General features: G+C 47.3%; 17 protein-coding genes. All 17 read right to left on the reverse strand.

Going from position 1 to position 17,340, the window contains the following annotated elements; translation table 11 throughout:
- Entirely contained in the window at positions 1 to 834 is an 834-nt protein-coding gene (locus tag NCY57_RS10550; RefSeq protein WP_015524834.1) for an ABC transporter permease, read from the reverse strand.
- 13 nt (positions 835 to 847) lie between these two features.
- Positions 848 to 1,798: an ABC transporter permease gene (locus tag NCY57_RS10555; RefSeq protein ID WP_021650547.1), complete on the reverse strand. Its 951-nt coding sequence runs from the start codon at positions 1,796 to 1,798 to the stop codon at positions 848 to 850.
- Positions 1,799 to 1,896: 98 nt separating this feature from the next.
- Positions 1,897 to 3,468, reverse strand: a complete 1,572-nt coding sequence (locus NCY57_RS10560; RefSeq protein ID WP_022426786.1) for an ABC transporter substrate-binding protein — start codon at positions 3,466 to 3,468, stop codon at positions 1,897 to 1,899.
- A gap of 222 nt (positions 3,469 to 3,690) precedes the next feature.
- Entirely contained in the window at positions 3,691 to 3,924 is a 234-nt protein-coding gene (locus NCY57_RS16950; RefSeq protein WP_015524831.1) for a hypothetical protein, read from the reverse strand.
- Between the two features lie 29 nt (positions 3,925 to 3,953).
- A complete protein-coding gene (locus tag NCY57_RS10565; protein ID WP_330638987.1) occupies positions 3,954 to 4,448 on the reverse strand; it encodes an MATE family efflux transporter in 495 nt (164 codons plus the stop codon).
- On the reverse strand, positions 4,448 to 4,735 hold the full coding sequence (groES, locus tag NCY57_RS10570) for a co-chaperone GroES (RefSeq protein ID WP_044960825.1): 288 nt from the start codon (positions 4,733 to 4,735) through the stop codon (positions 4,448 to 4,450). The genes NCY57_RS10565 and groES overlap by 1 nt, the downstream gene beginning before the upstream one ends.
- A gap of 115 nt (positions 4,736 to 4,850) precedes the next feature.
- The gene (rlmH, locus tag NCY57_RS10575; RefSeq protein ID WP_015524828.1) at positions 4,851 to 5,330 is read right to left on the reverse strand and encodes a 23S rRNA (pseudouridine(1915)-N(3))-methyltransferase RlmH; all 480 of its coding nucleotides are present in this window, start codon (positions 5,328 to 5,330) and stop codon (positions 4,851 to 4,853) included.
- Positions 5,327 to 8,074, reverse strand: coding sequence for an FtsK/SpoIIIE family DNA translocase (locus NCY57_RS10580; protein WP_147603005.1), 2,748 nt, complete (start codon positions 8,072 to 8,074; stop codon positions 5,327 to 5,329). The genes rlmH and NCY57_RS10580 overlap by 4 nt, the downstream gene beginning before the upstream one ends.
- 23 nt (positions 8,075 to 8,097) lie before the next feature.
- A complete protein-coding gene (locus NCY57_RS10585; RefSeq protein WP_147603006.1) occupies positions 8,098 to 8,973 on the reverse strand; it encodes an undecaprenyl-diphosphate phosphatase in 876 nt (291 codons plus the stop codon).
- Positions 8,974 to 9,153: 180 nt separating this feature from the next.
- A complete protein-coding gene (gene gltA, locus NCY57_RS10590) occupies positions 9,154 to 10,548 on the reverse strand; it encodes an NADPH-dependent glutamate synthase (RefSeq protein WP_021650554.1) in 1,395 nt (464 codons plus the stop codon).
- Positions 10,548 to 11,435 (reverse strand): sulfide/dihydroorotate dehydrogenase-like FAD/NAD-binding protein, encoded by an 888-nt coding sequence (locus tag NCY57_RS10595; RefSeq protein ID WP_015524825.1) that lies wholly within the window; start codon positions 11,433 to 11,435, stop codon positions 10,548 to 10,550. The genes gltA and NCY57_RS10595 overlap by 1 nt, the downstream gene beginning before the upstream one ends.
- A gap of 165 nt (positions 11,436 to 11,600) precedes the next feature.
- Positions 11,601 to 12,314 carry a ClpP family protease gene (locus NCY57_RS10600; protein ID WP_022426789.1) on the reverse strand — a complete coding sequence of 238 codons (714 nt, stop codon included), beginning with the start codon at positions 12,312 to 12,314 and terminating at the stop codon, positions 11,601 to 11,603.
- 68 nt (positions 12,315 to 12,382) lie between these two features.
- Entirely contained in the window at positions 12,383 to 13,126 is a 744-nt protein-coding gene (locus NCY57_RS10605) for a YebC/PmpR family DNA-binding transcriptional regulator (RefSeq protein WP_015524823.1), read from the reverse strand.
- Between the two features lie 153 nt (positions 13,127 to 13,279).
- Positions 13,280 to 13,627, reverse strand: coding sequence for a type II toxin-antitoxin system PemK/MazF family toxin (locus NCY57_RS10610; RefSeq protein WP_021650556.1), 348 nt, complete (start codon positions 13,625 to 13,627; stop codon positions 13,280 to 13,282).
- 156 nt (positions 13,628 to 13,783) lie between these two features.
- Positions 13,784 to 14,953 carry an alanine racemase gene (gene alr, locus NCY57_RS10615; protein ID WP_015524822.1) on the reverse strand — a complete coding sequence of 390 codons (1,170 nt, stop codon included), beginning with the start codon at positions 14,951 to 14,953 and terminating at the stop codon, positions 13,784 to 13,786.
- Entirely contained in the window at positions 14,950 to 16,467 is a 1,518-nt protein-coding gene (locus NCY57_RS10620) for an NAD(P)H-hydrate dehydratase (RefSeq protein WP_250789649.1), read from the reverse strand. Before NCY57_RS10620 ends, alr begins: the two co-directional genes overlap by 4 nt.
- Before the next feature lie 61 nt (positions 16,468 to 16,528).
- The gene (locus NCY57_RS10625; RefSeq protein WP_021650558.1) at positions 16,529 to 17,176 is read right to left on the reverse strand and encodes a redox-sensing transcriptional repressor Rex; all 648 of its coding nucleotides are present in this window, start codon (positions 17,174 to 17,176) and stop codon (positions 16,529 to 16,531) included.
- Between the last annotated feature and the right edge of the window lie 164 nt (positions 17,177 to 17,340).

Genomic DNA, 17,340 nt, shown 5'->3' on the forward strand with positions numbered 1-17,340 from the left:
TTACTTGGGCTCGAATACTTTTCTTAATACTTCTCCCAGATAATTGAAGCTGACGACCGTGATCAGGATCAGGATTCCGGGGAAAATAGCCAGATACGGTGCCTGCTGGATATAGCGCTGTGCATTGCTCAGCATACTTCCCCAGGAAGCCGTAGGCGGCTGGATACCCAGGCCGAAAAAGCTCAGTGCAGATTCCATCAGGATGGCATTGGCAATGTTCATGGTTGCAGCCACGATAATGGTAGGCATGATGTTAGGCAGGATATGATGTACAATGGTGGAGAATTTCTTCTGTCCGGAGATCTTTGCATAGATGACATACTCTCTCTCGTTCAGGGAAATAGTCTCGCCACGGACGATCCTGGCAATATTCATCCAGGTCAGAAAGCCGATGATCAGGACAATGTTCTGAAGTCCCGGTTTCAGGAAGGCATTCATAACGATCATGATCAGGAATGTCGGAAGGCTCATCAGTGCATCCACCAGACGCATCAGCACTGCATCCACCGTTCCTCCCACAAAACCGCTGATGGAACCGATGATCACACCAAGGGCTGTCGAAAGCACCATGGAAAGGAAGCCCACCAGAAGGGATGCTCTTCCTCCGTAAATACAGCGAGCCAGATAATCCCGTCCCATATCATCCGTACCGAAAAGGTGTGCCATGGATGGAGCATTCAGTCGCTCTGTGGCGCTGATGGCATTGGGATCTACCGGATACAAAAAGGCAAAAATGGAGATCAGTGCCAGCAGGATGATCGCTGCTGCACCTGCCACTGCAAGTTTATTTGTCTTAAAACCAAGTTTGATATTTTTCCAGATATTTTCTCTCATGTCCCTTTACCTCCTAACATCCTGCTTTGCGGATCCTCGGATCAAAGACAGCATACAGGATATCTGCCAGAAGATTTCCGAGCACCACGAGAAGCGCGGTAAACATGGTGATTCCCATGATCAGGGGATAATCATACTGCATAACAGCGGTCACTGCCAGCTGACCGATTCCCGGCCATGCAAAAACCTGCTCGGTGATAATGGCACCGGAAACCAGAGACTGCAGGCTCATTCCGAGAACTGTGATCATAGGAAGCATGGCATTTTTCAGTACATGTCGGAAAAGGATTCCAGACTCTTTCATTCCGTAAGCCTTCTGCACCATAACATAATCGGAGGACATTTCCGTAATGGTACTGCTTCTTAAATACCGGATGTACTGTGAAGCATTTGCAAAGGTCAGAACTGCGCAGGGCATGACCATATGCAGGATCAGATCTCCTAAGGAACGGTTGCCGTCTGAATGCATACCGATACTTGGCAGGATATGGAGATGCACACTGAAGAGATAGATCAGCATGATACCGAACCAGAACGTAGGAATGGAGATACCTACATAACAGAACATGCTGGTGATCTTATCCAGAACACCATTTTTATTCTTTCCGGAATACAGGCCCAGTACAATGGCAATGAGAAAACCAAGCAGCATGCTGGTTCCCATTAGGATCACGGTTGCGGGAAGCCTCTCCAGCATCTGTGTCAGGACCGGTCGATTATTCATCAGGGAATTTCCGAAATTCCCGTGAAGGATCCTTCCCAGCCACAGAAAGTACTGCTCATAGACAGGCTTTGTAAGTCCCAGGCTTTCTCTCAGGTTCTGGATATATTCTTCACTCATATTTGGTTCCACATAAGTCAGGACAGGATCTCCGGGCGCTGCTTTTGTCAGTGCAAAGCAGAGAACAGAGACAATAAACAGTGTCAGAATACACTGTATCAGACGGTTTACGATCTTCTTCAAAATGTACCTCCTTTATTTTCCCCGAAAACAGGAAATCGGCTGGCGCAAAAACGCGTCAGCCTCTTTCTGTTTCCGGTATTCATCCGCTATAAAATTATTTATTTCTCCAATGTGTAGATCTTGGAATAATCATAATAAATAGTTTTTAACAGACATTCATCAAAGCCTCCGAAATCTTTACTTACCGCATAGAAACCATTGGAATAAGCGATCGGATAGATATACATGTTATCATTGATCGTATTCTGGATCTCCTTATAAATCTCGCCACGTTTTGTCTCATCTGCAGTGCTGTTGCCCTCTTCCCACAATGCATCCAGATCTGTATCCTTGATCCTGGAATAGTTGGAACGGCTGACGGAAGAACTCATGTCTGCATAAAGGCTCGGCTCTTCTCCCAGAGTGTAGAAGCTCAGTACCAGATCATAATCTGTGCACTCCGTATCCTTTGTCTTATTCTTGAAGGTAGACTCATCTGTAGGAAGAAGATTGATGGTGATTCCTACATTGGCAAGGGCAGACTGTACATACAGAGCTTCACTCTCCATTGTCTTATCTGTGGAGATATACATCAGGTTCAGAGAAAGACTTGTCTTTCCTGCTTCGGAAAGGAGCTCCTGTGCTTTAGCCGGATCATTGTCGTAGGTATTGTCCGGTTTTGTATAGTAGAGTGTATCCGGTGTAAAAATAGAATCTGCAGGCTCTGCATAATCCTCGGAAAGGAAAGCAAACTGACAGAACTCCTCTTTATTCAGTGCGTATGCAATCGCCTGACGTACCTTTACATCCTGAAGATCTTCGTTCAGCTCATTCATGAACATGGCGTTGACACGTCCGGAATTATAGGTATTGATGTTTACGTTATCGTAAGCACTGACGGTATCGTAATCATCTGCGCTGATCAGACGTGCATCCAGATCTCCGCTTGCAAGTGCCGCATTGGCGGAGCTGGAATCCTTTACGATCTTGAAGGTGATGGAATCCAGATTTACATCATCAAAATAGTCATCGAATTTTGTTACTTTATAATACTCTCCGGATTTGTATTCCTCGAACTTAAAAGGACCACTTCCCACCGGTTCATTGTTGAGATCACTTTCTCCGATATTCTCCACGCCGTCATAAATATGCTTCGGAATACAGTAAACCTGGCTCAGTCCGCCAAGAAATCCTGCGGAAGATGATCCAAGGGAAATCTTGACTGTAAGGTCATCAACCTTCTCTGCCTCTACTGCCTTGTCATTAACGTATCCGTAAGAAGAATACGGAACATTCTGCTTCTCATCTACCAGCACCTGCATGGTGAATACCACATCATCGGCTGTGATCGGCTGACCGTCATGCCATTTCAGTCCGTCTTTGAGCTTCAGTGTGAATTCGCTGGCATCATCATTGGCTGTTACACTTTCGCAAAGTCCGTTTCCATAATACATCTCTCCGTTCACGATCTCAAAAAACGGGCTGTACAGTGCCTGCATCATATCGAAGCTTGTCTGATCCACAACATAAAGCGGATTGATGTTCTGCGGATCTGCTGTTTCTGCAATGGTAATATTTCCGCCTTCCGCCTTGGTTCCTTCTGTTTCTGCTGCAAAAGCAGTCATTCCTGACATAACAGTTGTTCCTGCCACTGCAGCTGCCAGAAGCGCTGCCAGTACTTTTTTTCTCATTTCCTGTTCCTCCTGTGTTTCAGTGAGTATTCCTCTTTTCCCACCAGTTTAATATGATATAGGTAAAATAATACTATACCATATTACCTTTGTCAAGCTGTCCCTGGCTCTTCAGAGATTTTTTTACTGCATTTCGTTAAAGCTTGTATTTATTCTACATACAGATCACACAGGCGTCAAGATAAATTTTCTGTATCTTGCCTCTGATCTATATATATTTCCTTAATTCGTCATATTTTTGATCCAGTGTCCGTAATTGCACTTCAAAAATGCAGGCACGCATTTAAAGATCTGATCTGCATTCAGGCAGCATACCACCACTGCCGGAGATGCCTTGACCACAAATGCCATAAACATGGACAGAGGGATCACGATCCCCCAGGTACTGATCAGATCCACCTTCATGGAATAGGCGATGCTTCCGCTTCCCCGGATGATACCACCGTTTGTCGGCATCTGATAGGACATTCCTACCATTACTACACTTAAGTCATTACCGAAAGCCCGAAGGCAACCCCTGCAATTTCCACACAGCGCAGTGTAGCAAGCAGGATCTGCGTCACCGCAAAGAAAAAGTAAGTAAACCGGATGATCGCCAGATAGGAAAGACCGGCTTCGATAATCGCCTGATCTGTTGTAAAAAGCCCCAGCAGCTGTGTTGGAAAAAGGCTGGCCAGGATAAACAGCACAAGGGCAATAAAAAAGCCTGTGCGCATGGCCCAGGCACTGATCTTTCTTACCGGCTCTGTCTCTTTCTTTCCCCAGTACTGACTTCCGAATATGACAAGTCCGTCTCCCAGCGCCATAAGCAGCTGCTGAAAGACGAACTGTACCTGGTTTACGGTAGTCACACCGGATAATGCAGTTTCGCTGAAGGCTCCAAGCATAATGTTGTCCGCAAGATTGACACTTAAGGTCACTACATTCTGCTGCACCAGCATGGAGCATAATTTCAGAAAATTACGATAAAAATTCTTCATCAATCTTTTACGATGGCAATGATATCATCTGCGTTGATCACCAGATATTTCTCACCCTCATATTTGATCTCGGTTCCTGTGTATTTTCCGTAGATCACACGGTCGCCCGGCTTTACCTGTACCGGTACTTCTTTACCGTCTACGACCTTACCGCCACCTACTGCGATAACCTCTGCCTGCTGGGTTTTCTCCTTGGAGCTGTCCGGAAGTACGATGCCGGATGCGGTTTTGTCTTCTGTCTCAAAATATTTTACGATAACTCTGTCTGCAACTGGTTTTAATGCCATATTCATTTCCTTCTTTCTGTGATTATTAGCACTCTTAAGCTCCGAGTGCTACTCTTTTTTTATCATACTACATATCCGAAAATTGTCAAGATATTTGCAGATATGTAGTATGATATTATTTATGATAGGGCTCTCCACTGATGATACGATAGCTGCGGTAGATCTGTTCCAGAAGGATCACACGCATCAGCTGATGAGGAAATGTCATCTTCGAAAAGCTTAAAGCATAGTCTGATCTCTTCAGTACTTCTTTTCCAAGACCGATAGAGCCGCCGATCACAAACTGGATATGGCTGGTCCCACGTATTCCCAGCTCGTTGATCTTCCGTGCGAAATTCTCAGAGGTCAGCTGTTCGCCTCCGATCTCCAGAGTGATCACAAACGCATCCTCCCGGATATATTTAAGAAGACGCTCCCCTTCCTTGTTCCGAATGGCATCTTCTACTGTTTCGCTGGCATTATCCGGTGTTTTTTCGTCGGACACTTCTATGATCTCCAGCTTGCAGTAACGCCCGAGGCGCTTGGAATACTCCGCAATGGCATCCCGCAGATATTTTTCCTTGATCTTCCCTACTGTCAGGATACTTATTTTCATCCGCCGTTCTCCTCCAGATAATTCTCAAATTCTTCTACTGACATCAAAACCTTCCTTGGCTTGGTTCCTTCCTCCGGACCTACCACTCCTGCGTCACAAAGCTGATCCATGATCCTTGCCGCACGGTTAAATCCGATCTTGAACATACGCTGGAGCATACCGATGGAGGCCTTTTCCTTCTCAATGATAAATTTACCGGCTTCTGTAAAATAGACATCTCTGTCACCGCCGCCGGCTCCTCCCGGGACACCGGCTGTATTGACCTGCTTCTCGATGGAGGTATCATAAACAGCACCCTGATTTTTGTCAGAAACATATTCTACGACTGCACTGACCTCCTCATCTGAAACAAAAGCGCCCTGCAGTCTGGCCGGCTTCTGATACCCCTGAGGATAAAACAGCATATCGCCCTTGCCAAGAAGCTTCTCGGCACCGTTCATATCCAGGATCGTCCTTGAATCCACACCGGAGGATACAGAAAATGCGATCCTGGACGGCATATTGGCCTTGATCAGACCTGTGATGACATTGACCGATGGCCTCTGGGTAGCAATGATCAGATGGATACCTGCTGCACGTGCCAGCTGGGCCAGACGGCAGATCGCATCCTCAACTTCTCCCGGCGCAACCATCATAAGATCCGCAAGCTCGTCCACGATGATCACGATCTGCGGCATCTTCTCAGGTGCCTTTTCTCCCTCCGGGACACGCATATTGGCAACCTTTTTGTTATATTCTCCAAGATTACGTACCCCATATTCCGCAAAGGCATTGTAACGGCTGGTCATCTCGGAAACAGCCCAGTTCAACGCACCGGCCGCTTTCTTCGGATCTGTGACCACCGGAATGAACAGGTGCGGGATCCCGTTGTATACACTGAGCTCCACCACCTTCGGATCGATCATGATCAGACGCACCTCATCCGGTGTAGCCTTATAAAGGATGCTGATGATCAGCGTATTGATGCAGACGGATTTTCCGGAGCCGGTTGCTCCGGCGATAAGAAGATGCGGCATCTTGGCAATATCTGCCACTACCGGTTTTCCGGCAATATCCTTACCTGCTGCAAAAGACAGCTTGGATTTTGCATTTTTAAACTCCTCTGACTGAAGAAGATCCCGCAGCATGACCGGGCTGTTCTCCTTGTTCGGAACCTCAATCCCCACGGCTGCCTTTCCCGGTATCGGTGCTTCGATGCGGATATCCGGTGTAGCAAGATTCAGCTTGATATCATCGGAAAGACCAACGATCTTGCTGACCTTCACACCCATTTCCGGCTGCAGCTCATAGCGGGTAACGGTAGGTCCGCAGCTCACATTGGTAACGGTTACATTGACGCCGAAATTATGCAGGGTTTCCTGAAGCTTCTGTGCTGTTTTGCGCAGATGTGCATCGGAATCTCCCTGAGATCTGCCATCTCCGCGCTTCAGAAGCTTCAGCGGCGGATACTGATATGGTTTCTTCTCCGGAGCTTCTCCCTGGCTGATCTCATGCTGGATATTTCTGATCCCATGCTCGATCTCTGTCTGAGATGACTTCGGGTTTCTGGAGGGCTGATGGGATGCCTTCTGTTCAGCTCCCGGCTGAGGATCCTCCTTTATCTCAGCGGGAACGGCTGCCTTTCCTGTTTCCCGGGAAGCTTTTGCTGCTGTCTCAGTTTTTGACGGCAGGACCTGCTGCATCTCGGGAATATCCACATCCTCATAACCGGAATAGGCATCTTCCTCTTCGGCTACCTGCATTTCTCTTTCGAAATCCGGCTCCTCCGACTCTTCCCGGGCCGGCTGGGACTGTGAACGGTGGATCTGGAATTCCAGCGGCTGAGCATGCTCCTCCGGTTTCTCATCAAGCCCTGGATCCTCTTCTGTCAGATCTGTATCTGCCGGAAGTACAGCCTTTTGTTCATCAAGGAAAGAAGGAAGATTAAATTCTCCTTCCCGGTTCGCCTTCACCGCAGCCTGTCTTTCTTTCTGCGATCTTCTTGTTTTTTTCTTTTGTTTTTTTGAGATATTTTCCGGATCTTTCTCTGTAAGGGCAAGTTCTTCTTCCTCCAGCTCTTCTTCCAGCCGGCGGATCTTCTCCGCTCTTTTTTCCGCACGGATCTTTCTGCGAAGCTCCTTCTGCTTTTCTCTGTCCGGCTGTCCCTCAAGATAAGCTTCTCTGCCCTCTCTTGCTGCATCTGTAAAAAAGTCCAGGATCTTATTCATAAATCCGAAGAAGGATCTCTGTGTTATGATGATCAGAGACACCAGAAGCACCAGAACGATGATCACAGTTCCGCCCACAACGCCAAAAGCGGATGCTGTGGAAATACATACTGCACCACCGAATACTCCACCGCCGGTACGGTATTCCGAACTCAGTGAATAATAATCCGAAAACGTGGTGCTTGGCGTATAGCCCTCTGTGATCAGCTGAAGAAAGCCGCAGAGGAACACAAAAAATACCACGCCCGCCAGTACCTTTTTGTAGGCAAGGCGGTTGGTATTGTTCACGATCAGGAACGTAACTCCGGCAAAAAGCAGGATCGGGAAAATATATGCACAAAGTCCCATGATGCCAAAGCATACGGCACTGATGGCATTTCCTACGATCCCTCCCATACCAAATGCACTGATCATCAGGATCAGGCAGGCCGCAAACATCACAAGGATCAGGATCTCTGTCTGAAAGCGGTTACCGACAGGCTGCTGCTTCGCCGCAGGTTTTCTTTTTCTTTTTTTTGTCGTTTTTGAAGCTGCCATTGTCAGACTCCTCCCAGTTGATATCAAATATAATTCGCTGCCAGAATAAGGATTCCGGCTGCAAAAGAATAAAATGCAAAATAACGCAGTCTGACCTGATTCGAAAGCTTAAGCATAAAACGGATCACCAGATAGCCTGTGATCCCGGCCACGATCATTCCAAGAACATAAGTAAATCCCTGGCCAACAGTCATATGAACAGAAGTAAACTCTCCCATCTCCACAAAAAAAGCTCCCAACACAGCCGGAATGCTCATCAGCAGCGAATATTTCACTGCAAACTTTCTTCCGAGGCCGCAGAAAAGTCCTGCGCTCATGGTAAGTCCAAGCCTGGAAAGTCCCGGAAACACAGAAAGGCCCTGGCAGATACCCATCCACATAGCATCTCCGAAGCTGGTTTCTTTTGTTCCCTTGCTGCCATTGACATTACTGTAGTCCACAACAAGGAGGATCACACCTGTAAGAAGGATTCCGATCCCGGAAAACATGTGTGAGGATGCGCTTCGCACAACAAGTCGTTTGCACTGATATCCGATCAGGACTGTAGGAATGGTGGATACCATGATCAGGGCAGTAAGCTTCCGGTAAGTTCCGCTTATGATCTTTGCGTAGGTAAGCTCTTTCCCAGTCCTACGGTTATAGAGAAAAATATTGGCATTTCCGATCAGATCCAGTATCATTCCGATCAGCTCGATCCCGATTTTCTTGATGTCCTTCAGAAAAACAAGGATCAGAGCTATCATAGTTCCCAGATGGAGCATCACTTCAAAAAGCACACCGGAGCCTCTGGTACCGCCCAAAAGATCCTGCACTCCACAGAGATGTCCGAAGCTGCTCACCGGCAGAAATTCGGTGATTCCCTGAATGATTCCCAATATAATCGCATGTATCACTGACATAATGATATTTCCTTTTCTTAAATTTTTTCCAACACATTATAGCATAACTGAGTAAAACTTACAATCTTCACTTGGCAAAAGTTTCAAACAAATGTTCTTTTTTTGATCTGCAAGAAAAAAAATCCTCCGGCTGCATCAGAAAACACAGTCGGAGGATCTGTTTATAAACAGACTTTCTGCTTATTTATTTTTCAGATATTCGTCGATACCTTTTGCACCAGCTTTACCTGCACCCATGGCAAGGATTACGGTAGCTGCACCTGTAACGGCATCACCACCGGCATATACGCCGTCCTTGGATGTCTTACCGGTTTCTTCCTCGGCAACGATACATCTTCTCTTGTTGATGTCAAGGCCCTTGGTTGTGGAAGAGATCAGCGGGTTCGGTGAAGTACCAAGAGACATGATGACAGTATCTACATCCATATCATACTCGGAACCAGGAATCTCTACCGGACGTCTTCTTCCGGATGCATCCGGCTCACCAAGCTCCATCTTAACAACCTTCATACCGTTTACGTGGCCGTTCTCATCAACGAGGATCTCCTTCGGATTTGTAAGAAGATCAAAGATGATGCCCTCTTCCTTAGCGTGATGAACTTCCTCTGCTCGTGCAGGAAGCTCTGCCTCACTTCTTCTGTATACGATATGTACCTCAGCGCCAAGTCTCAGCGCTGTTCTTGCAGCATCCATGGCAACGTTACCACCGCCGACAACTGCAACCTTTTTGCCTGCTGCGATCGGTGTATCATAGGAATCATCGAATGCTTTCATGAGGTTGCTTCTTGTCAGGTACTCGTTTGCAGAGAATACACCGCTTGCATTCTCACCCGGGATCCCCATGAACATCGGAAGTCCTGCACCGGAACCGATGAATACAGCTTCAAATCCCTCATCCTCGATCAGCTGATCGATGGTAGTGGATTTACCGATGACAACGTTTGTCTCGAATTTAACGCCAAGCTCTTTGACCTTCTCGATCTCTTTCTTAACAACCTTCTGCTTCGGAAGACGGAACTCCGGAATACCGTAAACAAGAACACCGCCAAGTTCATGAAGAGCCTCGAATACAGTTACATCGTATCCTGCCTTTGCAAGATCACCTGCACAGGTAAGTCCGGATGGACCGGAACCGATCACTGCAACCTTATGTCCGTTCTTAACCTCTGCTCCTGCAGGTTTGATATCATGCTCCAGAGCATAGTCTGCAACGAATCTCTCCAGCTTACCGATAGAAACAGCCTCGCCCTTCTTACCGCGGATACACTGTCCCTCACACTGGGATTCCTGCGGACATACACGACCACAGATAGCCGGAAGTGCGGAAGATAAACCGATCACCTTGTAAGCCTCTTCCATGTTGCCTTCTTTGATGTGCTCGATAAATCCCGGAATATTGATGGATACCGGACATCCCTCTACACATTTCGGTTTCTTACAGCCAAGGCATCTCTGTGCCTCTTCCATTGCTTCTTCCTGATTATATCCAAGACATACTTCCTCGAAGTTTGTCGCACGTACCTTCGGATCCTGCTCTCTTACAGGAACTTTTTTTAACATTTTTGCATCTGCCATTAGTTGTCACCTCCGCAATGTCCGCATCCACCGTGGTGGGTATCGCCTTCCTGAAGCTTCAGTAATGCACGGCCCTCCTGGGTCTTATACATCTGGCTTCTCTTCATAGCCTGATCGAAATCAACGAGATGTCCGTCGAACTCCGGTCCGTCTACGCAGGCAAATTTGATCTCATCACCGACCTGGAGACGACAAGCGCCGCACATACCGGTTCCGTCAACCATGATCGGGTTCATGCTGACAATTGTGTGGATACCAAGCTTCTTGGTAAGAAGACAGACAAATTTCATCATGATCATCGGTCCGATTGCTACACAGACGTCATAATGCTTGCCCTCGTTTGTCACAAGATCTTCAAGAGTCTTTGTTACCATACCGGAACGGCCATAGGAACCGTCATCTGTTGTAACATAAAGATTGGAAACAGCGCCAAGCTCTTTCTCAAGGATAACCATATCCTTAGTCTTGGAACCAAGGATAACATCCGCTGTGATGCCGTGCTCATGGAGCCATTTAACCTGCGGATAAACAGGTGCGGTACCGACACCACCGGCTACGAATACCATTTTTTTCTTCTTAAGTTCTTCGATATCCTCATGAACGAACTCAGACGGACATCCCAGAGGTCCTACGAAATCACGGAATGAATCTCCCGCCTTCAGTGCGGACATCTTAATGGTAGATGCTCCGATCTCCTGGAATACGATGGTAACTGTACCGGCCTCGCGATCGTAATCACAGATGGTAAGCGGGATCCTTTCTCCCTTTTCGTCAAGTTTCACAATGATAAATTGTCCTGGCAGACAGTGGCTTGCCACACGTGGTGCATGCACAACCATAAGATGGATCTTAGCTGCCAGCGTTTCAGCTTTTAAAACCTTATACATGGTCTTCCTCCTCGCGCAAATTATAAACCTTTATTAATAATACGCTAAAAATCAGCATATGACAAGAGTAGATTTACAATTTCTGTCAAATTTCTTTACCACAGCACAGCGCAACCATGTTAGCCTTATGCAACTAGTATCATCAAAAGCCACATACAAAACTGGTTATTTCTGTGTTTTTTTCCTTTCGATAAGGGTATACAATCGGTCCAGTGCCTCCCGGATCCCTCCTACTTCATCGATGAGTCCTTCCTTTACCGCTTCCTCACCCTCCAGCATAGTCCCCACATCTTTTACAAGCTGGGAGGTATCCAGCATCAGCTCCTCCATCCGTTCTGCCGTGATATGTGAATGTCCGGATACAAAGGCAATGATCCGGTCCTGGATCTTTTCCATATTGCGGTAGGACTGCGCCACGCCGATGAACATTCCGTTCTGGCGCACCGGATGGACCACCATGGTAGCACTTGGCACGATAAAGGAATAATCTGCTGATACCGCCATGGGTACACCTATGGAATGTCCCCCGCCCAGCACCAGAGAAACCGTAGGGATACTCAGAGACGCGATCATCTCCGCAATGGCAAGCCCTGCCTCCACATCTCCTCCTACCGTATTTAAAAGGATCAGAAGCCCCTCGATCTCCTCATCGTCCTCAATGAGAGCCAGCTTTGGCAGTACATGCTCATACTTGGTTGTTTTGCTGTGAGACGGCGCGGATTCATGACCTTCGATTTCCCCGATCACCGTCAGAAGCTCCACTTTATGCTTCCGGGAATTTCCATCGAGCACTGCCTGCCCGGTTTCCCGGATCTGTTCGTTCTGGCTCGCTTCCCGGTCTAGTTCCTTCTGTTTTCCCTCTTCGCTCTGTTTTTCCATAAAAAAATACCTCCGGAATCTGAAATTCTGGAGGTATTATATGCAAAATATTACTTTCTATTCAGAGATCATTCGTCCCAGTTTGTCCATACGTCAGTAACGTCGTCGTCATCATCAAGAAGATCCAGTGTTCTGTGAAGATCTTTGATAGCCTGATCATCCGTCAGCTCCACATAGGTCTGCGGGATCATGGCGATCTGTGCTTCTACCAGCGGGATTCCGGCTTTCTCAAGAGCCTCACGTACAGCACTGAAATCGTCCGGTGCTGTGATGATCTCAAAGCTGTCCTCTTCCTCGTTGAAGTCCTCAGCACCTGCATCCAGAGCTGTCATCATCAGCTCGTCCGCATCCATCTCGCCGCACTCATCCTCAAGCTCTTCCTTATCGATGATGATCTGGCCCTTCTGGTCGAACATAAAGGATACGCATCCCTGTGTTCCGATGCTTCCGTTACCCTTGGTAAACGCGTTACGTACATTACCTGCCGTACGGTTCTTGTTATCTGTAAGAGTCTCTACGATAATAGCAACACCGTTCGGACCATATCCCTCATATACAGCCTTCTCGTAGCTGTCTGCAGAATCCGCACCTGCTGCCTTCTTGATTCCACGATCAATCGTATCGTTCGGCATGTTGTTCGCTTTTGCTTTTGCGATGACATCACGAAGCTTGCTGTTGTTTGCAGGATCCGGGCCGCCGGCCTTTACTGCCATAACGATCTCACGGCCGATGACTGTGAAGATCTTACCCTTCTTGGCATCATTTTTCTCTTTCTTATGTTTGATGTTGGCAAATTTTGAATGTCCTGACATGGTATCTTCCTCTCCTTGTTACCGTATATTTTCTTTCGTGCCCTGCTCATTTTGGGTACCGTTTTACATAATTGCAACTCGGTTTAATATAGCACTTATGAAAGATTTCGTCAAGAATCAGAAAACAAACCGGTCAAAATTCCTCATGTTCCCCTAAAAAGTCAGTTCCAGACTGATCTCAAGCGCATGATTCACCTTATCAAGCATAGCACTGTCCAGATGACACACCTTATCCTTCAGACGCCGCTTGTCGATGGTGCGGAGCTGTTCCAGAAGGATCACGGAATCCTTTTCGATCCCGTAGGCGGATGCATCGATCTCAATATGTGTCGGCAGCTTTGCCTTATTCATTTTTGATGTAATTGCCGCACAGATCACTGTGGGACTGTGACGGTTGCCCACATCGTTCTGGATGATCAGCACCGGACGGATGCCGCCCTGTTCACTGCCCACTACAGGTCTTAAGTCCGCGTAAAAAATATCCCCTCTTTTTATAACCACACAATTCACACTCCGATTCTGGTCCGGCTTATTTGCAAGCCGTATTCCTTTTTACAGATAAGTATTTCCACAATTTCTTTGTGTATACCATGCGTGGTACTTTTTTACCGGCCTTATGTCTGACCCGGCGTTTTCCGGATCCGGGTATTTACGGATCTACTGGAAAAAGCTCTCCTCTTCTCCGCATTCCTTACCGTCTTTGATATAAACCCGCGGAACACGTTTACTGATCCCACAGACAAATTCATAGGAAAATCTTCCGGAAAGATCTCCCAGTGTCTCCACACTGATAAATTCCTCTCCATCTCTTCCCATCAGGGTGACCTCGTCCCCGGCCTTCACCTCCGGGATATCTGTGACATCAACCATAAACTGATCCATGCAGACCCGTCCGAGGATCGGAGCTTTTTTGCCCCGGATCAGGACCCAGCCCTTATTGGAAAGCTGTCTCGGATAGCCATCTGCATAACCTACGGGGATCGTTGCCATTCTGGTAAAGCGTTCTGTAACAAACGTTCCTCCATAGCTTACCGCTGTTCCACGTTCCACATTTTTCACATAGGATACATGACTTTTCAGCTCCATTGCAGGTGTCAGCTTCACAATATCACGTTCTACCTCCTCTGACGGATAAATACCGTAAATGGTGATGCCGGCACGAACGACATTGAGATTTGCTTCCGGAACACGGATGATACCTGCACTGTTGGAGCAGTGACGTACCGGAATATGAACGCCTCTTTTTTCCAGAAGCTCTGCAAAACGGAGATAACGGTCCAGCTGCACCAGTGCAGGAGAACGGTCGGTCTCATCCGCCCTGGCAAAATGGGTAAACATTCCCTCGATCACCAGATTCGGGATTTTTGAGATTTTTTCGATCTTTACCGCATTTTCCGGAATATCCGCATATCCGATCCTTGTCATTCCCGTATCCAGAGCCAGATGAATATGTACATTTTTTCCAATGCGTGCACCTGCTTTTGCATATTCTGCCGCTGTATTAAGATCCGATATGGTGATCCGGATATCATTGGCTGCAAGTTCCTCATAATATTCCTCAAATACAAGGCCAAGGATCAGGACAGGCTTGGTGATCCCTGCATGCCGAAGCTCCAGTGCCTCCTCTGCAGTAGCTGTTGCAAATCCCCAGATATAATCATAGTCCTGGATCAGACGGGCAATAGCTCTAGCACCATGGCCATAACCGTCTGCCTTGATCACAGCGATGATCTTTGTCCCTTCTTTGACATTTTTATGCATTTCCTCAAAATTGTGGGCAATGGCATCCAGTGATACCAGTGCTTTTACTCTCTCGTATTTTTTCATAATCCCGACTCCTCTTCACCTATAGCTAATGCCTTGGGCAGATATTCTATGATATCTCCTGCCAGCATACTGCGCTTTCCTTTTTCAGCGGCTGCAAGATCGCCGCAAAGTCCGTGAAGATAAACACCTAACGCGGCCTTTAAAACCATGGGAGGCTGTTCCTCCGTTTTCAGATACATACATAACACTGCTGCCAGAATCCCGGAAAGCACATCTCCGCTTCCTGCAGTTGCCATTCCGGAATTACCGGAAAGATTCAGATACATCTGGCCTTTTTCATCTGCGATCAACGTACATGCATCCTTCAATACGCACACAGAGCCTGTTTCCGCAGCACATTTCAGCGCAGTATCTGCGATCTCATGCTGGATCTCCTGGATCGTTCTGCCACTGAGCCGGCTCATTTCTCCGATATGCGGTGTCAGGACTACATGCTCTCCCAGATACTGATACCACTGTGGATGTGCAGCCAGAAGGTTCAGGCCGTCCGCATCCAGGATCAGCGGCTTTTTCTCCCGGGCAGCCGCCGTGAGAAACCACTGTTCTCTCTCACGGCTGGCCACTGATGTTCCAAGTCCCGGTCCGATCACGATCACATCACACCAGGATAGAAGCTGTTCATTGGATTCCTGATCAAAGCGGCTGCAGACCATAGCCTCCGGAAGGAGTATCTGCAGTGGGATCCTGTTGGCTTCCACAGTCTGGATCTTCACCATTCCCGCACCGGCACGAAGTGCTGCACTGGCGCTTAAATAAGCGGCTCCGCACATTCCCTCACTTCCGGTCACAAAGAGCACTTTTCCGAAGGTACCCTTGTTTCCGCCGGGATCACGTTCCGGAAACAGCTTCAGATCTTTATTTTCCAGACAGGCGGCAGATGCAGTCACAGCTTCCTGCTCATAGATCCCGATATCGGCGGTAACGATCCTTCCTGCATACAGTCTTCCCGGATAAAAGCAAAGACCTCTTTTCCGGTAGGCAAATGTGACAGTCAGATCGGCGCTGAAGGCAATTCCCATTTCCAGGCCAGTATCTCCGTTCACTCCTGACGGGATGTCAACTGCGATCTTTTTGGCCCTCGCACTGTTCATCTCATGGATGATATCAGCATAATGCCCCTCGATCGGACGCGTCAGGCCTACCCCAAACACGGCATCTACTATAGTAGTATATTCACTCCACTGCGGGTTATTCACCTCCGGGACACGATAACCGGAAGCGATCTTATACTGAAGAGCTGTCTCTCTGGTCATTTTATCTTTGTTTCCGACCATATAAAACTCTACCCGGATCCCCTTCAGATGGAACAATCTGGCAACTGCGATACCGTCACCACCATTGTTTCCGCTTCCGCAGACTACCAGGATCCTTTCGTCCTTCTGGAGATACTTTTCTGTTTCCTCTACCACCTTCAGTGCCGCCCGCTCCATCAGAACCTCGGAGGGAACTCCGATCTCACGGATCGTTGTGGAGTCCAGATCCTTCATTTCTTTGCAGGTAACAAGCTTCTTCATTCTGTCTTCTGCCTCCCCTCTGTCATAGAGAAAGCTGCCGTTTCCGGCAGCTTAACAATTCTTACTTATCCACATGTTCCTGCCTGTATTTGCTGAGATTATAAGACAGTGTCATCAGACTCTCGGAAAGATGAACGTTCTCTACGATCACATCATCCGGTGTCTCAAGATCGAGATGTGCAAAATTCCAGATTGCCTTGATCCCGTTCTCTACCAGGATATCTGCCATTTCCTTGGCTTTATTCTTAGGAAGTGTCAGGATCGCGATCTCCACGTTATTCTCTCTCAGGAAAAACGGAAGCTCACTGAGCATCTGGATCTCAAGTCCACGGACTGCGATGCCCTCAAGCACAGGATTTACGTCAAAGATACCAACCAGCCTGAACCCGCGCTTCTCAAAATCCACATAATTGGCAAGTGCCTGTCCCAGATTACCGGCACCCAGGATGATCATCGGATGAACGGTATCCAGTCCCAGGATCTTACCGATCTCTGTATAAAGATAGTGTACATTATAGCCATACCCCTGCTGCCCAAAACCGCCAAAATTATTAAGATCCTGACGGATCTGAGAAGCTGTGGTATGCATCTTCTTACTTAATTCATTGGAAGAAATACGTTCTACATTATCTTCCATCAGCTCTCCTAAGTAGCGGTAATAGCGTGGCAGACGCTTAATCACCGCTTTCGAGATTTGTTTTGTCTCCACGATAGTTTTCCTCCTTACCTTACACTAGGTTAATTATAACGAATTGACATTTTCCTGTCAATTAAAGTTGTCTATTCTGTACAAATTTCTTTATATTTTTTCTAATAATTGATTTTTTCTTTGAAATCCCGGCAGTTTCCGTTATAATAGGTGGAGGATTTTTC

It is taken from the genome of Blautia sp. MB18-30 (genome assembly GCF_023669475.1).
In the GTDB taxonomy this organism is placed as follows: domain Bacteria; phylum Bacillota; class Clostridia; order Lachnospirales; family Lachnospiraceae; genus Blautia_A; species Blautia_A fusiformis.